The sequence below is a fragment of the Moorena sp. SIO4A1 genome (assembly GCF_010672065.1).
Classification (GTDB): Bacteria; Cyanobacteriota; Cyanobacteriia; order Cyanobacteriales; family Coleofasciculaceae; genus Moorena.
The window spans coordinates 43,809-59,957 of sequence record NZ_JAAHHX010000009.1 but is presented as its reverse complement, the minus strand read 5'-3'; the positions used below and the strand labels follow the sequence as shown (position 1 = coordinate 59,957).

The following is a 16,149-nucleotide window of genomic DNA, read 5'->3' as shown; positions in this document are numbered from 1 at the left end:
ATCGTAACTGAGCACTGACGCACTCAGCTAGCTGACTAGGTTAGGACGTCGTGACCCCTTCTTGGCAAGAGATACAGCTTGCTTGACTGCCTCATCTAAATTGTCTGTAAAGTGTACCGGGAGCTGAGCCAAACGCTGTTGAATCGAGTGAAAATTTGTCCCAACTAAACGGATCACAAGGTGAGGTCTCTCAATCCCAGAGGCTGATCCAGGAGATTTGCCCTTAGATAACAGGTCTTGGTGAAGGGAGCTAAGGGGATGACTGGTGGAATTTTGCTCCTGGTTCTCTGAATTGAGTACAGCTGTTTCCCAACTTTGAGACAGTAGATAGTTGGCAATCATCTCAGCTGCGGCATTGCTGGTAGCCCTATTGCTCAAGATATTCACTAAGACCACTTTAATCCCTTCGGATGTGGTTAGTTCTCGCAAAGCCTCTTGCAGTTCCTCTATGGCAGCAGGGGTTATTGGCCAGTATTGGTTAGAGTTGATAGTTGGAACGAGATGACACTGTCTTGGTTTACCCTTTGCTTGGTATACCAGATCAACTGTTGTTGCAGCTAGACACATGCTGTTGCATATAATCCCGATGTTGCCTTTGAGATCACGACCTTTGAGATCACAACCATTGAAATTATGGCTTGAGTTAGTGGGCATCTCTTGGTAAAATCCACTGTCAGCCATGGTCGATGTCAAGTTGATCAAATCCTGATGACGTCTCAGAGCCTTGTCGTTGATAGCAATCCTGCCATCAAGAGCCATGAGTTCACCAGTCGGGCTAACACCGAGGGGATTAATTTCCACTATGTCCAAATCTTTTTGGACAAAAAGTTGGTACATTTTATTAATAATCCCACTCACTGACTCAATCAGGTTACCATGAAGTCCCATTTTGATGGCAAGACGCCGCCCATAGAAGGGTGAAAAGTTTTGCTCGACCACAACCTTTTGCATATCGGTGATCAAGGCTTTGGTGTCCATACGCCCTTGGGAAGAACCAAATAGCACAGGACGGGCCAAGTTGTAGTCTAGGAACACGGCTAGATAAAATTCTTGTTCAGCATTGTAACGGGATTCTGCTAGCAGCACTTGAGGATGCTTACCCAGAATCGGGAGTTTGAAAATTGCCCTAGCTGCTGCGATCGCATCGATGGTATTCTCTACACACCGGATGCGACGAGCTGGGTTGTCTCCATAAGTAGATACTTGAGATTTGAGCACCACCGGATAGGGAATCTGTAATCCCTTGATGTCGGTAGGATGGTCAATGCGTTGAGCAGGCAAAACCGGAATGCCAATCTCACGGAATAATTCTTTAGCCTGGTATTCTAGTAGATGCATGATTCGCGAACAATCCTAAGCACGACATTTCAAATCTTTTGCCACTTGGTCCATGCTGTAGAAACACTTCCGTGAAAGTGTCTGCCAGCTGAAGCGGCCTGAAATTGGTTATTAAAAACAGGAAAATTATTCCCCCAGTAGCCCCTAGGTAGAATAGGTAGAAGGGAAGCAGGTGTCGATCGCTTTAAACGCCATCACTGAGTTATTAATCCATGATAGGAGTTAGGAGTTGATAACTCCAGATCACCGCCGCAGCCAGATCACGGTAGCTGTTTGTTGATGGTTCTAGATAAGTGCGGATCTTGGCATGTCTAATCGTAAGGTTGGAAGTCTAGACCCAATCAAAGATGACGGTGTCGGAGGATGTCACTGCTTGCTTCTTTGATTCTTCATAATTTCCCCCTAACCCCTATAATTCCTCACTGTTGCCTTAATATCTCACCAATTCCTGCCTAACCACTGGCAGCATAGGAGGATATTTTGGGTTAAGATTAAGTACCTTTTTTGGTATCCCTGGCTTTCCTCCTGCTACAGGCAATGGATTCTAACCAGTTAACCCCTGAGTCTAACCAAAGCAACGATCAATCAATGGATTCTGACGTTGCAGCCCATCCTTGGGACGAACCAATTTCTGATCCCGAGGCTCAAACCGATGAGCCATTCCCTGAAACACTACAACCCCATGAAGGAAATTCTAAAAGTACGTTTCTTTTGTTGGTGGTGGTGGGCATGGGATTGGGTTTAGTATTTTTAACCGGCGGCTTTTATGTTTTTACCCGTCCCTGCGTATTTGGGTCTTGTAGTTCACTGAATGAAGCTCAGCTATTGAGTAAAAAGTCAGCAGACACCCTGAAAAAACCCAAATCGGGAAAGGAGATTCTCGAAGCTCAGAAGCAATTAAAGACAGCGATTGAAGCACTCAAAGCAATTCCGTTTTGGTCAATGAAGCATGACACAGCACAAGAGTTGCTTCAAGCCTATCAAGTCAGAGGTAAAGACCTAGATCAGTTAGTGACAGCCATGCAAATGGCGGCTAGGGCAGGTCATAAAGGGAAAAATCCTCCCCATAAGGCATCAAAGTGGATAGCAATTCAAAAACTGTGGCGAGAGGCAATTGCCCGCCTTGAACAAATGCCTAAGGAGAGTAGCCTGAATGCTATAGCGCAACAGAAAATTAAGCTATATAAGGTCAATTTAGAGGAAGTTAATCGGCGATTACTCAAAGAAAGACAGGGTAATCAGATTATGAAAGCAGCTAAGAAAGCGGCTCAGATTGCCCAAGCTCGTCAGGGTGTAGCCCAGACTTTAGAGGAATGGCAACTAGTCTATAGTACTTGGAAAACCGCATTAGACCGTCTGAACAAAATTCCTAAAGGAACAACCGTTGAAGAGGACAAGCAACGACTGGAGGAATTCTATAAAAATAATCTGGCCAGGGCGCGCGATCGCAAAACCCAGGAAAAAATTGCTACCAACGCCTACAATCAGGGACTACGTTTGGCTCAGTTGGCTCAAAAAGCTCAGGGAAAGCAGCAATGGTCGGTGGCTGCGATTCATTGGCGCAACGCTTTAACTTACGTGAAGCAAGTTCCAAACTCTACGTACTACCACAAAAATGCACAGTCTTTAATTGAGCCTTATCAAAACGCCCTTAAGGCAGTTCAAAGCAAGTTGCAGTTGCAGGTAAAGTTAAAACAAATTGGTGGTGATCTTGAACAAATCTGTACTGGGGAAACTCGAGTTTGTAATTACACCATTCATGAAAGTCTGATTAAAGTAGAATTAACACCTACTTATATGTATCAGGTCAGACAAACAGCCATTACGGCTCAAGTCAGAGGTGATGTAGAGGCTCACGCTGGCATCGTCAATCACGTATTGACTTTAGAAGATGCCCTCAAAGGGATTAGCTATAATTCCGATATCCCTATGGAAATCTATACCGCTGACGGGGCTCTGATTCAGGTACACAGTCCTGGGACTTAGTTTAGGGAAGTGTGAAGTAGTAATCATGATCTTTAACACTGGGTTAATCAAAATTAACGTTAAGTAATATCATGTAAAAAGTTACACATTGAGATTAGAAGCATTGTTATCTGAGCCCCTACCTCAAGTAAAGTTTCCTGCTAGTGTTTTCAAACTGACCAATGGCTTGAATGTCATTCATCAATACCTAAGCGCTACACCAGTAGTAGTGGCGGATGTGTGGGTTGGTGCTGGTGCGATCGCAGAACCAGATGAATGGTATGGCATGGCTCACTTCTTGGAACACATGATTTTTAAAGGCACCGAGACCATTGCTCCTGGTGTGTTTGACTATGTGATTGAAAGCCACGGTGGTGTAACGAATGCGGCTACTAGCCATGACTTTGCTCATTTTTTCGTAACCAGTGCTTCTGAGTACTTAAAACACACCCTGCCTCCCTTGGCAGAATTACTCTTGCATCCTGCTATTCCTGAAGAAGAATTTGTCCGGGAACGGTGTGTGGTGTTAGAAGAAATTCGTGGCAGCTACGATAATCCTGATTGGGTTGGATTTCAGGCTCTTTCTGAGAGCGTTTACCAACGTCACCCCTATGGCAGACCGATTCTGGGTACTGAAGCGGATTTGATGGCTCACTCTCCCCAACAAATGCGCTGTTTCCACCAATGCCATTACCAGCCGCAAAATATGACTGTGGTGATTGTAGGTGATATTGACCAAGAATCAGCATTAACTATAGTTAACCAGTCATTTCAAGATTTTCCTTCCCCCACTGATTGTCCTAAACCAGAGGTGATAGCTGAACCACCATTTATCGGAATTAGGCGTCAGGAACTAAACTTGCCTCGCCTGGAGCACTCACGTCTATTGATGGCTTGGCACGGACCAGGGATAGATCAGCTTGGGGATGCTTGTGGTTTGGATTTACTCTCTGTGCTCCTGGCTGATGGACGCTCTTCTCGCTTGGTAAGAGAATTAAGGGAAGAGAAACAATTAGTGCAAGACATTGGTAGTAGCTTCTCTCTACAGCGTGATTCGAGTTTGTTTACTATTACCGCCTACCTAGAACCCGAGTACCTAGAACAGGTAGAAGCAATAATTAGGGAACACCTGTGGCAATTGCAACAGACACCAGTGTCAACCACAGAAATCAAACGCTGTCAACGTCAGCTCTATAACGACTATATTTTTTCCACAGAATCTGCTGGTCAACTTGCTGGTTTGTATGGTTACTACAACATTATTGCTACAGCAGAAGCAGCCTATAGTTATCCGATTGAGATTCAAAAGCTAACAGCTAATGACGTAATGCACTTAGCCCAGCGGTATCTTTCTCCCCATCGCTATGCTATCACAATCCTCAACAGTATGGCTTAAAGTATAGCTGAAATCGTAACTCATTTTGAGATTCAAAAGCTCAGAGATTTAGACCTAATGCACTTAGCCGATGCGGTATATTTATATCTATCGCCTGAGCTATCACAATCATCAACAGGATAGCTTATATTGTAACTAATTAAAGGTAGTAAATCCTCACAAAGGCATGTAGTCAAAGTTGAAATTCGTGCATTGAAAATTTGAAATTTGAAATTTGCCTAAAACCTAAAACTATCCAGCCTAAGACTTAAGACTATCATGCCTAATATCACACTAAAGCAACAACAGAATATCCATCGCACAGTGCTAGATAATGGCATCGTGGTGATTGTAGTTGAAAATGCTGCTGCTGATATCATTGCCAGCCGTCTATTTATTCGGGCAGGTAGTCAGTTCGATCCACCAAACCAAGCTGGGCTATCTCACCTCGTCTCAGCAGTTATGACCAAGGGAACCCAAGACTTATCCTCTATAGACATTGCCGAACGGGTCGAGTCTATGGGGGCTCAACTTGGTGCTGATGCGGCTAACGATTATTTTCTACTCTCCCTGAAAACCGTTGCAGCTGACTGGTTTGAAATGTTACAGCTAGCAGGGCAGATTTTGCGATCGCCTAGTTTCCCAGATGCTGAAGTAGACCTAGAAAGGTACCTAACCATTCAAACTATTCGTGCGCAACAGGAGCAACCCTTTAACATTGCCTATAAGCAATTGCGACAAGCAATGTATCAAGACCATCCCTACGGCTTTTCAGTGTTGGGAGAAGAAGCTACCGTATCTACACTGGGTCGAGCTGACTTAGAACACTATCATCAGACTTATTTCCGCCCTGATAACCTCATAATTAGTATTGCAGGTCGTATTAACTCAGAAGATGCGATTGGGCAGGTGGAGCAAGTGTTTGGGGATTGGCAAGTTCCCGATACACCCCTGAGCAAACCCTCCTTACCCTCCCCGATTGCAAAACCCTGCCAAGTGACCACTGCCCAAGAGACGCAGCAGTCCATTGTGATGCTGGGTTATCTTACCTCAGCCGTACAAGAGGCTGACTTTGCTACGCTGAAACTCCTGAATACCTACCTGGGCAATGGTCTTTCTAGCCGCTTGTTTGTAGAACTCAGAGAAAAACGGGGTTTAGCCTATGATGTCTCAGCATTGTTTCCGACACGCCAGTCGGCTTCTACGTTTATAGCCTACATGGGGACAGCACCGGAAAATACAGAAACTGCCCTGGTTGGTCTGGTTACCGAAGTGGAACGTCTTTGTTCTCAACAACTGAGTCAGGATGAATTGCAAGTTGCCAAAAATAAGCTTCTTGGTCAGTATGCACTAGGTAAACAAACTAATGGTCAGCTAGCTCAAGTCTATGGCTGGTATGAGACGATCGGGCTAGGAGTTGAGTTTGATACCCTGTTTCAACAGGATGTGACAAGGGTTACTCCAGAGATGGCTCAAGCAGCAGCTAATCGTTATTTCATTGAACCTTATATTTCTCTAGTCGGACCTGCTGAAGCAATCAACTTCCTCGGTTAACAGAGCAAACTAAAAACTTGAGGTCTCTCCCGTGTTTTACCTTTTAACCGGGGGAGATCTCAATATATTGTTGTCTATAAATCCGCTTGAATCGATAAAGTTAAATTAAGTCGTGACAAGATTTAATTGGCTGTAAAGATATGGATTCTATACACACCACTAACAGCATCATCGGTATAACTATCTTTGGATCAGTAGCCCTTAGCTTAGGGAACTTGCCAGCAGTTGCCCTTGAAGCCAATGGCGTTGTCCCAAAACTGGCTCAAGCAATTACCCCAGTCAAAATCAACCGACCAACTCTCGATATTGGTAGTGAGGGGGAAAGAGTATCTGAATTACAAGCAGTTCTTAAATTATTAGGGTATTACACAGGAGAGGTAAATGGGTTTTATGGAGATAATACTGCGATGGCTGTCTCCAAGTTGCAGCAAGAAGCGGGTTTGACTCCCCATGGCATCATGGGAGCTGCTGAATGGAATCTTCTGTTTCCGAGCATCCCACCCAATCCAACATCCTCAACCTCTACTTCAAATCCCTTACCCTCAGCAAGTATAAGACCCCCGACCACCTCTGATGGCATCTCAGCTTCATCCTTTCCGACGCCTTCCATCACACAAGCTATTACCCAAACCACCACAACTAGTTCCAACCCTTCCTCCCCAGCAACCAGCACTAGCTTTGGTAATCGCACTACGACAACAGGCAATGCGGTCACTGTTGAGAGAACTAAGCCTAGCGCTATAACCTTACCAATTCTCCGACAAGGTATGCGTGGTCCAGCAGTCCAGCAATTGCAGAGGCGACTGAAATCTCTTGGTTTTTTAAAAGCCACAGTAGATGGGGTATTTGGAGAGGTTACGAAAGCCGCAGTACAAACGGCTCAGCGCAAGTTCAAACTAGAACCTGATGGCATTGTTGGTCCTGCTACTTGGAATGCTTTGCTACGTTGATGAAATTTTTGTTGAACGCGCACGCGTGGCCGTTCGCGCAGCGTGGCCTACGGCCTTAAGGCCATGGTTGACGATTGAAAGTGAAAAGTTAACAGTTAACAGTTCACTAATCAACCGTCAACAACACACTAGTTATATTTTTATTATATTTTTAGTTATATTGTGTCCGGTTGACTAGTTATCAATCTTGATGAAGATTACTGCTTTGCTTGTTTCTGCTGTTTGAGTTCGTGCTTCAATACTGAACTAATTCCTAAAGCCCCCAAAGCGAAAATTCCTAGGGTAGAAGCAGGTTCGGGAACTCTTTCACCTGTAGACAATGACAGCTCAGCACGAGATACAATGGCATCATCTCCATAAAATACCGGAATTTTGCCACTATTGGCATTAAAGACGTTCACGATTTCTCCTGAGTCGTAAAACTCCAGTAAATTTAAAGACAGCGATTGCTTAGTTCCTACTGGGAGATTGCGGATCAGATCAATAGTAATAGTATCCAATCCTATGATACCAAATAAATCGGTAGTAATCAGGGCGTTGTGTGGTGTCAGGTCTAAAATTAGTTCCGCTTGCGATAAGTCATTGATTGATGTCGCCAAGTCAGAAAAATCAAAGCTCCAACTGGTATCTTCATCAATCCCATTACCAAGGGTGGTGTTATCCCCAGTCCTTTCTATGGTAAAATCGCCGTTTTGTAGGGTTTGACCAATACTGGCATTTAGTATTGTAGAAGGAGTTGAACTGCCAATCGCTTCAGCTGTGAAATCAAGACGACTAGCCAAGGCTTTTTCAGGTATTAAGCAACTGCTCAAAACGACGGCAACTGTAGCCACTGAGAACCCTTTTAAAGTAAGCATTTTAATAGTTCCAAACCAAAACTAACATTAGAGTTAATGTAAAAATAACTCTATTATACTTCGGTGAGAGAATTTTATCACAAAAAAGGCAATACTCCAGATAAAGATTTATTAAGTCCTTTTTAAGCATTCAGGCATCAGGAAATAAAGGACTTTAAGCCTCCTTACTTCAGTCAAGGGTGCTGACGCTACTTTTTCTTGATTTCTGGGAATTCTGTGAATGTAACTCCTAACGATTTGTCAGTCAAGCAGGATGGCACAAGCAAATGTTATTCAAATCTTTAGCCCAAGGGGTTTCCAAGGTTTCTGGGAAAGTTACCCTTCCCCTGATCTTGGTCATACCATTTGTCCTGCAAATCTTCGCAGCAGTGGGACTTGTGGGATATCTGTCCTATAGAAACGGCAAGACAGCGGTTAATGATGTTGCGACTCAACTGCTTGAAGAAGTCAATGCTCGGGTTGAGCAGAATTTGGAGGCTTACCTAACCATTCCTCATCTAGTTAATCAGATTAATGCCACTGCCATTAATCTAGGTCAATTGAATTTGCAAGATATTCCTGAATTAGAGCGTTACTTTTGGCAGCAGCTTCAGATCTTTAATACCCTTACATTTACTGGATTAGGCTTAGAGAATAAAGACAACCTAGGAGCAGAACGATTAGATGATGGTACACTGATACTAAGAGTTTCCACCAATTGAATCCATCGCTCCAGTCCCCGACTTCACCAATGAAACCCCGAACTTCACTGGAGCCTTAGCAGCAGACAGTGGATATATCAAAATTTTGATTGTGGACGATGAACCAGTCAACCGCCAGGTTATTAGCAATTATCTTTCCATGGAAAATTATGCGATCGCTACAGCCACTAATGGTTTAGAAGCTTTAGAAATTCTCTCAAGTCGTTTCCAGCCTGACTTGATATTACTGGATGTGATGATGCCCCGCATGACCGGCTATGAAGTCTGTGAAAAAATTCGCCAGAAGTTTTTGCCCAGTGAACTTCCGGTGATCATGTTAACCGCCAACAATCAAGTTTCTGATTTGGTGGAAGGGTTTACTTGTGGGGTAAATGATTATCTGACTAAGCCTTTTTATAAGCATGAATTGTTAGCCCGAATTAAAAGTCATCTACGGCTTTATAAAATTACCTCTGCTTATGGTAAGTTTGTCCCCCATGACTTTTTGCGCTTCCTGGGATATGACAGTATTGTTGATGTTAAATTAGGGAACTATGTTCAAAAATAAATGACTGTTATTTTTGCTGATATTCGATCTTTTACCAGCTGATCAGAACAGTTATCTCCTCAAGAAAACTTTAATTTTATTAATAGTTATCTGAGTCGAGTTAGTCCAGCAATCCGGGCTCACAACGGGTTTATTGATAAGTACATTGGAGATGGAGTGATGGCACTTTTTCCTGAGTCAGCGGATGATGGGGTTCAAGGTGCACTTGAGATGCAACAAACAGTGGCGGTCTACAACCAGCATCGGTGCCAAAGTGATTATGTTCCGATTACTATCGGTATTGGTTTACATACAGGTAGCTTAATGCTAGGAACAATCGGTGAACAAAAGCGGATGGAAAGTACGGTTATTTCTGATGCAGTGAATCTTGCTTCCCGCTTGGAAGGATTAACCAAACTTTATGGTGCAGGGATTATGATTAGCCAACAAACCCTCTATAACCTGAATGAGTTTCAAAAGTACAGTTATAGGTTTCTGGATCGAGTCAAAGTTAAAGTAAAAAATAAACCGGTGGCAGTATTTGAGCTATTTGATCAAGATCAGCCGCAACTGAAGCAGTTAAAGATAAAAACTAAGAGTAACTTTGAACAAGCTGCATTTCTCTACCATCGGCAAGCTTTCGCCCAAGCTGAACAGATATTTCAGTCAGTTTTACAAACTAATCCCCAGGATAAAGCAGCCATGCTCTATGTCAAACGCTGCCAAAAGTCTCAAAACTATGGGGTGCCAGAGGACTGGGAACGGGCAGAAGCGTTACATGAGTCATAATTTAGCGTTGCCCAATTGTGCAATAATTGAGGGTAATGAGTAAAAAACTTCAACTATGAACTTAACCGAAACAACCGGACACGATATCATTCTTTTTTATCAGTAAGTAATCATCCGAATTTGATAAGTCCTCGGACATAAAATATTGACTTGCTGATTAACTATCCTGAGCATAATTCTGTCCAAGACACTAAACTATTGACAAAAGTCTGAACACTGTGCTCTGATAAATCCACAATCGGTAACGTCGATACTACATTTCCATAACACTTACTAATCGAGCGGCGGTAAGCTGGATCATAATGACTTTCAAGCAAATCTCCTACCAAAGCATGACCTTGACCCCCATCAATCATCCCATACCACTGGTTAATTTTTTTCCAGCCATAGCGAAACCTTAGACACTCTAGCTTACTTTTGAAAAACTCAGGGTTAGTAAGCAAGTGAGGATACTCTTGCAACAACCATTCAATTCTACGTGCCAGGGGTAACTCAACTTCCACACACCTAGCATCCTTCATATTTTGCCATACTGAATGAGGCAAATAAATTTTTCCAATCTTATTGCTTTCTGCTTCTACCCATACTGGCTTATCGACATCAAAGCGTTGCAATTTTTCCAATAGCAGGGATTCAAACCATTTTTGTGACGGTTGAGATAATGGTTCACCTTCCCACTCTTGACCCAGCAGCGAACCTCGATGATTTGCTAACTCTTCCAAATCCAGCATCTGGACACCTTGCTTAGCAAGTTGCCGCAAGATCAGGGTTTTCCCACTACCCGTTAGTCCACACAATACCCGGTAAGTAAACTGTTGTGGCAACTGTTCTAATTCTTCCCTTACATAAGCTCGATAGGTTTTGTATCCCCCGTCGAGAACTGTAACTTGCCAGCCAATTTGAACTAACACTGCTGCCAAACTCTGGGAACGCTGTCCACCCCGCCAACAATAGACCAAGGGATGGTAATTTTTATCCTTAGCAGCAAAGTGACTTTCCAGATGTCTAGAGATATTCCCAGCAACTAGAGAGGCACCAATTTTACGAGCTTCAAAGGAAGACACTTGTTTATAGATAGTCCCTACCTTAGCCCGTTGCTGATCATCGAGCACAGGTAGATTAATCGCACCTGGCATATGATCCTCAGCAAACTCACTCGGGGAGCGCACATCAATAATTTCGCTGTAGTCTTCTTCCTTTGGCTGCTGGGTATAGTTATGCGATCGCTGCATTCGATGTTCAATTCTCTGTTTCCTGAAATAAGTGCCATCAATGGCTCAGTGTGCGGTAGTTGACACTGGTGAGTTTTTACTCTGAACACTGAGCACTGACGCACTTAATCCTATTATCGACGCATATGCTCCTCCAAAAGCTTTTTAGCCCGAGGCTTATAAATCAGATGGAACAACGCCGTGAACCGATACCAGGACAATCCGGAAAATCGTTGGGATGCGGGATAGGAACTGTTCCAATGCCCTATCATCCGGTTCATCAATCAATTCATCCAGCATTGCCAAGGTTTCCCGCACCCGACTAGCCGTGTTTCCCCAGCCTGCTTCAAAACCCATCTCTTGCAGCTTAAAGCGGAATTTATCATAGGATTCGCTGTCTGGGCGATCGCTTACAAATTCCAAGGCCAACTTCACCTGTTCTGAGAGTTGCTGGTGATTGTGAATGCGCTCGTTAATCAGTAGCTGGTTTCCTTGGAAATAAAGCACTTTCAAGAAACCGTACAACGACTCCAACCACTGCTCAGGGTCTTGAAAGAGTTTACTGGAGAGATAGCGGTTTAGGAAGCGGACTCCCTTACCAATATTCTTGGGATCGCGAATGACTGGGCTGTAGTCATAAAACGGCTGAAAATCCAGCTGGAGAACCTCCCCGACCTTGGGGTTGTAGCGATTGACAAAGCGATCGCGTATATTCAGCAGTTCCTCTGGTGTAACCTCTTGCGCCCTTAAGTCTTCAAACAGACGGAAAGCTCTTTTAGCCGCAATTTTTGGTCGGATAATCAAGCATAGACTTTCATCTTCCAGAATAATTTCTTGGGTGTAATAAATCAGCTTCCCTAAATGAGAAGAATGATAAAAGTATTCGGATTTTTTGTGGTTAGTGCAGTATTCAATGAACTACCCCGCCCTGGACGTTCGCGTAGCGTGGCCTACGGCCAGGACGGGGTGTCAGCAGACCCGTCTTTAGAGCGTGATTTTTGACGCTTCATCTTTCCTAGTTGCTTCATAGATCCAGTATGCTTACTGGCCTTTGAAGTAGAGCTAGAAAATCCACGTTTTTCGAGGTCAGTCCCGTACCCCGGCTGCTTTCCATTAGCTGCATTGAACATTACCATTGTGCTTGTCTTGTCCCTGTCAAACTCAAACCCGCAAGCGTTACAAACATGGTATCTGTTTGACAATTCAGCCCAATATTTGTGAACTTTTCCGCACTCTGGACAACGCTGAGATGGCTTTAATTTTCTGGTCGGTAGTTGAAGGACAATTCCACCTTTTAGTTTGATTTTGTAGGTCAGCATTTTATTTAGAGTGCCAAATCCTACATCTAAAATGGCTTTGTTCAATCCAGCTTTTTGCTTCTTTCTTTTTGACCCTTTTTTTGCTTTTCGGGTCATCCCTTTCGTGTTGAGTTTTTCAGTTACGCCGATGTCATAACGACTAGATAAATCTGACGTAACCTTATGTTGCCAATCTTTGCGCGCTAATCCAGCTTTTCTTTTTAGCTGAGATTCCTTTTTGTTCGCTTTCTTCCAACGCTTAGACGCTTTTATGCCTTTTTTAAAATTAGGAGCCTGTTTCCTCCGTTTCTCCTTCCCGGCTGCCTTCACCTTGGTTTCTAGAGTCTTTGTGAAGCGCTGGTTAGCTATTTCCTCAAACTCACTGCCATTAAAAGCTGTAATAGCTGTCTCAGTTCCTAGGTCATAGGCTACAATCTTCTCGTAAGTTAAGTCAGATTTTGACCCATATTTAGGATTAGGAGTTTCTGTCTTGACAGTTATTGAAGCATACCAAGTATTGACACCAGGCTTGTAAGTGATAGTTAAGGTCGTTGGAGTCCCCCAATATTTTGCCTGACCACGCATTTTTATAGTTAGGTCAAGATCGTTTAGAGTTAAGGTACCATTCTTCCCATCAGCATTAACTTTCCACCCAGCTTTACTGGGATAAGTCCATCCAGAGTATTTTCGGATTGGCTTATATTTTGGAATTCCACCTAACCCTTGAAAAAAGCGGTTATAGGCAAAATCTACTCTCTTCAGAGTGGCCTGCAAAGAAGTGCTATACAACTCCTTGTATTCCGGCCAACACTTCTTGAAATCGGGTAAACAATTTTGTTGCTCAAGGTATCCAATAGATTTTTTGTTTGCTTTCCACTCATAGCGGCGATCAGCTATCCCGGCATTGTAGAGTAATTGGTGAAGTTTTCTTGCATAAAACATCTTTGATGCAGCCGTTTTATTGGGATATAGACGGAATGTCTGCCTGAGAGTCGCCATAAGTGGAATCACCCCCTTGAATCTTGTGTTTTTTGTTTGTTATACTATTAGTATAGTTGATGATAAATAGAAATGTCAAGTACAAGAAGGAAAAAACCTCAGAAAAGAATGAGAGGAGCACCTGCTCATTATGACGAGCTAAAAAGACAACACGGAATCTGGCTTACAGACACTACTTGGAAATGGTTACAGCTCGCAGCTAAAGACTCCGGGGTAAGCGTTGGAGAATATATAGAGAGTTGGGTCAGGAAACAGGTTTCTAGTATTTGTTCGCGTAGCGTGGCCTTTGGCCAAGGGGCTATCCATCCCCCACCTGAACGTTCGCGTAGCGTGGCCTACGGCCAGGTGGGAGAATTTCGCCCCCTCAAACTCCCCCTATTTTGTTAAAAGCAGCCAGAATTTCGTTGCGCAGTAAATACCTGGGTTCTGCGGTTTTTAACTGGCTGGTAAAGTGACGTAGATCGCTCTTTTCGTCACTTTCGAGAACATCCTGAATTAGGTTGAGCATTGAAACTCCCCAAATACAAGTCAACTATATTTAAACCAACAACCCTATAAAAAATTCCTCTAAAGAATAGTGATTCCCGCGCACTACAGATCAGGAATAGATATTCTTTTAGATATATGGACAACGTTCTCGCAAAACCACTTTTTTGGCACAAACAAATATTAAAGCATGTAAAGCTGCCCATACTTCTGCCGGATGTAGCTGATGAATGGATCGATGCGTAAAGCAGTACCAGTGACGCTCTTAATCAATTCAGCTGCTGTGTATTTGCAACCGTGTTGGTAAATGTTGTCCTTCAACCAATTATGGAGCGTACTAAAGTTTCCTTGCTCAATTTTTGGTATAATTTCAGGTTGTTCCGTTACTGCAGCTTCAAAAAACTGGGCGCTCATCAAGTTACCCAAGGTGTAGCATTGGAACATTCCCCCAATCTGACCAGTGTACCAGTGAACATCTTGCAACACCCCGTCACTGTCATTCTCGGGAACAACCCCTAAATCTTCACGATAGCGTTCATTCCAGGCTTCCGGTAAATCCCTCACCTGCAGCCGACCCTCAAGCATCATCAGTTCTAAGTCAAAGCGGATCATGACGTGGAGATTGTAAGTCACCTCATCAGCATCCATGCGGATTACAGACCGCTGCACCTTGTTGATGGCCTGATAAAAGGCATTGAGGGAAACATTACCCAGTTGAGAGGGGAAGTACGATTGTACTTGGGGATAGAAAAATTTCCAGAAGCCCCGACTACGCCCAACTATATTTTCCCAAAGTCGGGACTGGCTCTCGTGGACACCCGAAGATGTCCCACAGGCAAGAGGAGTGCCTTCCAAATCTCGTCTAATTCCTTGCTCATAAAGACCATGACCCATTTCGTGGATGCTGCTAAATAGAGCTTGACTCAGGTCATCTTCATCAACACGGGTCGTAATGCGCACATCACCGGTAGAGAAGTTGATCATAAATGGGTGATGGGTTTGGTCTTGCCTTCCCCGCTCAAAGTCATATCCCATTTGCTTCATGACCTTGAGAGTCAAATCTAACTGTTGCTCTTCAGGATATCGTTGGTGTAAACAGTTGTCATCCGTGGGACTTTGGGCAGTAATAGCCTCCACAATTGGCACTAATTCCTCTCGCAACTGAGAAAAAAGCGTCCGCAAAATAGAGACTTTCATCCCATAGTCAGCAAAGTCAATTAACGGGTCAGCGATATGTTCGTAACCAGGGAAAAAATAAGCCATTTGACGGCTGAGGTCAAGGGTTTTTTCTAAGTAAGGACGCACCGCTGCAAAGTCGTTGGTAGCTCTTGCCTTTACCCAAACACTGTACGTTTCTGTCCGATGTTCAGAGAATTCTCCCATAAATTCCGCTGGCACCTGCACGGCTCTGTGGTAATTTTTTCTAGTGCAGCGGATTAAGCTAGCTTCGTCAGAAAAGTAAGGTAGAGTTTCTTCATAGGGGCGTAACCCTTCCAGCAGTTCGCCCATGGTTGGGTCAGTAAATTTACTATGGGCAATTTTTTGTAGAGTAGCCAGCTGACGTCCCCTAGCAGCTGCACCACCGGGAGGCATATAGGTTGCCTGATCCCAGTACAACAAAGATGCGGCTGCTTCTAAGTCGTTAATTTCACTAAGGCGTTTTTTGAGGTTGAGAAGTTTCGGTTGAGTTTTTTCGGTAGTCTGCATGATGCTAGATTGACACATTCAGGCTATTAGTTTAGGGTTACGGTATTTTGCCGAATAGTAAATGTACACCTGACGACCGAAAATAAAAATCTTACCCACAAAAATCTCCGATACTAATGAATCAGACAAGTGGGCTGAAAGCTAAGACCAAGTTGCGTTTTTCAAGTGCAATTTACTTATCGGACAATGGTGAAAATTCCCAAGTCCTTATTTCCTCTCGTTACGATTTAAGCTGCAACTTGGTACGAGCACTCTGGTAAAGCTAAGTAACTAACTCAGATGCTGATGGCTATGAAAACGTCATACCCATAACTGAGTGTTATAGCATAGTATTCGAACTACTATTGTGCCATTTCTTAAAAACTTACTAGTATAGTGTAATCCCTTAAAACC

The 16,149-nt window shown here is 43.6% G+C and carries 15 protein-coding genes; 8 read left to right on the top strand and 7 right to left on the bottom strand.

Translation table 11 applies throughout. From position 1 onward, the window contains the following. Positions 1–27 precede the first annotated feature (27 nt). Positions 28–1,338: an ATP-grasp domain-containing protein gene (locus F6K53_RS09620; RefSeq protein ID WP_293024611.1), complete on the bottom strand. Its 1,311-nt coding sequence runs from the start codon at positions 1,336–1,338 to the stop codon at positions 28–30. Positions 1,339–1,926: 588 nt separating this feature from the next. On the opposite strand from F6K53_RS09620, the gene F6K53_RS09615 reads away from it, so the two are divergent. From F6K53_RS09615 to F6K53_RS09600, 4 genes are all read left to right on the top strand, one after another. Then, a complete protein-coding gene (locus F6K53_RS09615) occupies positions 1,927–3,324 on the top strand; it encodes a hypothetical protein (RefSeq protein WP_293064273.1) in 1,398 nt (465 codons plus the stop codon). Positions 3,325–3,412: 88 nt separating this feature from the next. Further along, positions 3,413–4,699: a pitrilysin family protein gene (locus F6K53_RS09610; protein WP_293064270.1), complete on the top strand. Its 1,287-nt coding sequence runs from the start codon at positions 3,413–3,415 to the stop codon at positions 4,697–4,699. Positions 4,700–4,957: 258 nt separating this feature from the next. Then, positions 4,958–6,232, top strand: coding sequence for a pitrilysin family protein (locus tag F6K53_RS09605; protein ID WP_293040457.1), 1,275 nt, complete (start codon positions 4,958–4,960; stop codon positions 6,230–6,232). 140 nt (positions 6,233–6,372) lie between these two features. After that, positions 6,373–7,182 (top strand): peptidoglycan-binding protein, encoded by an 810-nt coding sequence (locus F6K53_RS09600; protein WP_293024603.1) that lies wholly within the window; start codon positions 6,373–6,375, stop codon positions 7,180–7,182. A 197-nt stretch (positions 7,183–7,379) separates the two neighbouring features. On the opposite strand, the gene F6K53_RS09595 is transcribed toward F6K53_RS09600, so the two are convergent. Further along, positions 7,380–8,039 (bottom strand): PEP-CTERM sorting domain-containing protein, encoded by a 660-nt coding sequence (locus tag F6K53_RS09595; protein ID WP_293024601.1) that lies wholly within the window; start codon positions 8,037–8,039, stop codon positions 7,380–7,382. 266 nt (positions 8,040–8,305) lie between these two features. Here F6K53_RS09595 and F6K53_RS09590 point away from each other — a divergent pair, with 266 nt between their 5' ends. The 3 genes from F6K53_RS09590 (at position 8,306) to F6K53_RS45750 (ending at position 10,055) form a co-directional block, all read left to right on the top strand. Further along, on the top strand, positions 8,306–8,740 hold the full coding sequence (locus F6K53_RS09590) for a hypothetical protein (protein WP_293024599.1): 435 nt from the start codon (positions 8,306–8,308) through the stop codon (positions 8,738–8,740). Positions 8,741–8,831: 91 nt separating this feature from the next. Next, a complete protein-coding gene (locus F6K53_RS45755) occupies positions 8,832–9,287 on the top strand; it encodes a response regulator (RefSeq protein WP_364300783.1) in 456 nt (151 codons plus the stop codon). 78 nt (positions 9,288–9,365) lie between these two features. Further along, positions 9,366–10,055, top strand: a complete 690-nt coding sequence (locus tag F6K53_RS45750; protein ID WP_364300889.1) for an adenylate/guanylate cyclase domain-containing protein — start codon at positions 9,366–9,368, stop codon at positions 10,053–10,055. Between the two features lie 161 nt (positions 10,056–10,216). Here F6K53_RS45750 and mnmH read toward each other — a convergent pair whose 3' ends face one another. The 3 genes from mnmH to F6K53_RS09570 all read right to left on the bottom strand — a co-directional run bounded on the left by mnmH (position 10,217) and on the right by F6K53_RS09570 (position 13,563). Then, on the bottom strand, positions 10,217–11,287 hold the full coding sequence (gene mnmH, locus F6K53_RS09580) for a tRNA 2-selenouridine(34) synthase MnmH (RefSeq protein ID WP_293024597.1): 1,071 nt from the start codon (positions 11,285–11,287) through the stop codon (positions 10,217–10,219). Between the two features lie 156 nt (positions 11,288–11,443). Then, positions 11,444–12,181 carry a hypothetical protein gene (locus F6K53_RS09575; RefSeq protein WP_364300886.1) on the bottom strand — a complete coding sequence of 246 codons (738 nt, stop codon included), beginning with the start codon at positions 12,179–12,181 and terminating at the stop codon, positions 11,444–11,446. Positions 12,182–12,216: 35 nt separating this feature from the next. After that, positions 12,217–13,563 carry a transposase gene (locus F6K53_RS09570; RefSeq protein ID WP_293064262.1) on the bottom strand — a complete coding sequence of 449 codons (1,347 nt, stop codon included), beginning with the start codon at positions 13,561–13,563 and terminating at the stop codon, positions 12,217–12,219. Between the two features lie 108 nt (positions 13,564–13,671). Between F6K53_RS09570 and F6K53_RS09565 the strand changes: the two genes are divergently transcribed. Beyond that, entirely contained in the window at positions 13,672–13,950 is a 279-nt protein-coding gene (locus F6K53_RS09565; protein ID WP_293064260.1) for a hypothetical protein, read from the top strand. On the opposite strand, the gene F6K53_RS09560 is transcribed toward F6K53_RS09565, so the two are convergent. Then, entirely contained in the window at positions 13,928–14,071 is a 144-nt protein-coding gene (locus tag F6K53_RS09560) for a hypothetical protein (protein WP_293080456.1), read from the bottom strand. The genes F6K53_RS09565 and F6K53_RS09560 overlap by 23 nt on opposite strands. A gap of 161 nt (positions 14,072–14,232) precedes the next feature. Further along, entirely contained in the window at positions 14,233–15,756 is a 1,524-nt protein-coding gene (locus F6K53_RS09555; RefSeq protein WP_293064258.1) for a carboxypeptidase M32, read from the bottom strand. Positions 15,757–16,149: the final 393 nt, after the last annotated feature.

Coding starts and splice junctions, on each gene's coding strand:
- F6K53_RS09605 (WP_293040457.1), top strand. CDS start 4,958: ATGCCTAATATCACACTAAAGCAACAACAGAATATCCATCGCACAGTG.
- mnmH (WP_293024597.1), bottom strand. CDS start 11,287: ATGCAGCGATCGCATAACTATACCCAGCAGCCAAAGGAAGAAGACTAC.
- F6K53_RS09600 (WP_293024603.1), top strand. CDS start 6,373: ATGGATTCTATACACACCACTAACAGCATCATCGGTATAACTATCTTT.
- F6K53_RS09620 (WP_293024611.1), bottom strand. CDS start 1,338: ATGCATCTACTAGAATACCAGGCTAAAGAATTATTCCGTGAGATTGGC.
- F6K53_RS09555 (WP_293064258.1), bottom strand. CDS start 15,756: ATGCAGACTACCGAAAAAACTCAACCGAAACTTCTCAACCTCAAAAAA.
- F6K53_RS09615 (WP_293064273.1), top strand. CDS start 1,927: ATGGATTCTGACGTTGCAGCCCATCCTTGGGACGAACCAATTTCTGAT.
- F6K53_RS09590 (WP_293024599.1), top strand. CDS start 8,306: ATGTTATTCAAATCTTTAGCCCAAGGGGTTTCCAAGGTTTCTGGGAAA.
- F6K53_RS09570 (WP_293064262.1), bottom strand. CDS start 13,563: ATGGCGACTCTCAGGCAGACATTCCGTCTATATCCCAATAAAACGGCT.
- F6K53_RS09560 (WP_293080456.1), bottom strand. CDS start 14,071: ATGCTCAACCTAATTCAGGATGTTCTCGAAAGTGACGAAAAGAGCGAT.
- F6K53_RS09565 (WP_293064260.1), top strand. CDS start 13,672: ATGAGAGGAGCACCTGCTCATTATGACGAGCTAAAAAGACAACACGGA.
- F6K53_RS09595 (WP_293024601.1), bottom strand. CDS start 8,039: ATGCTTACTTTAAAAGGGTTCTCAGTGGCTACAGTTGCCGTCGTTTTG.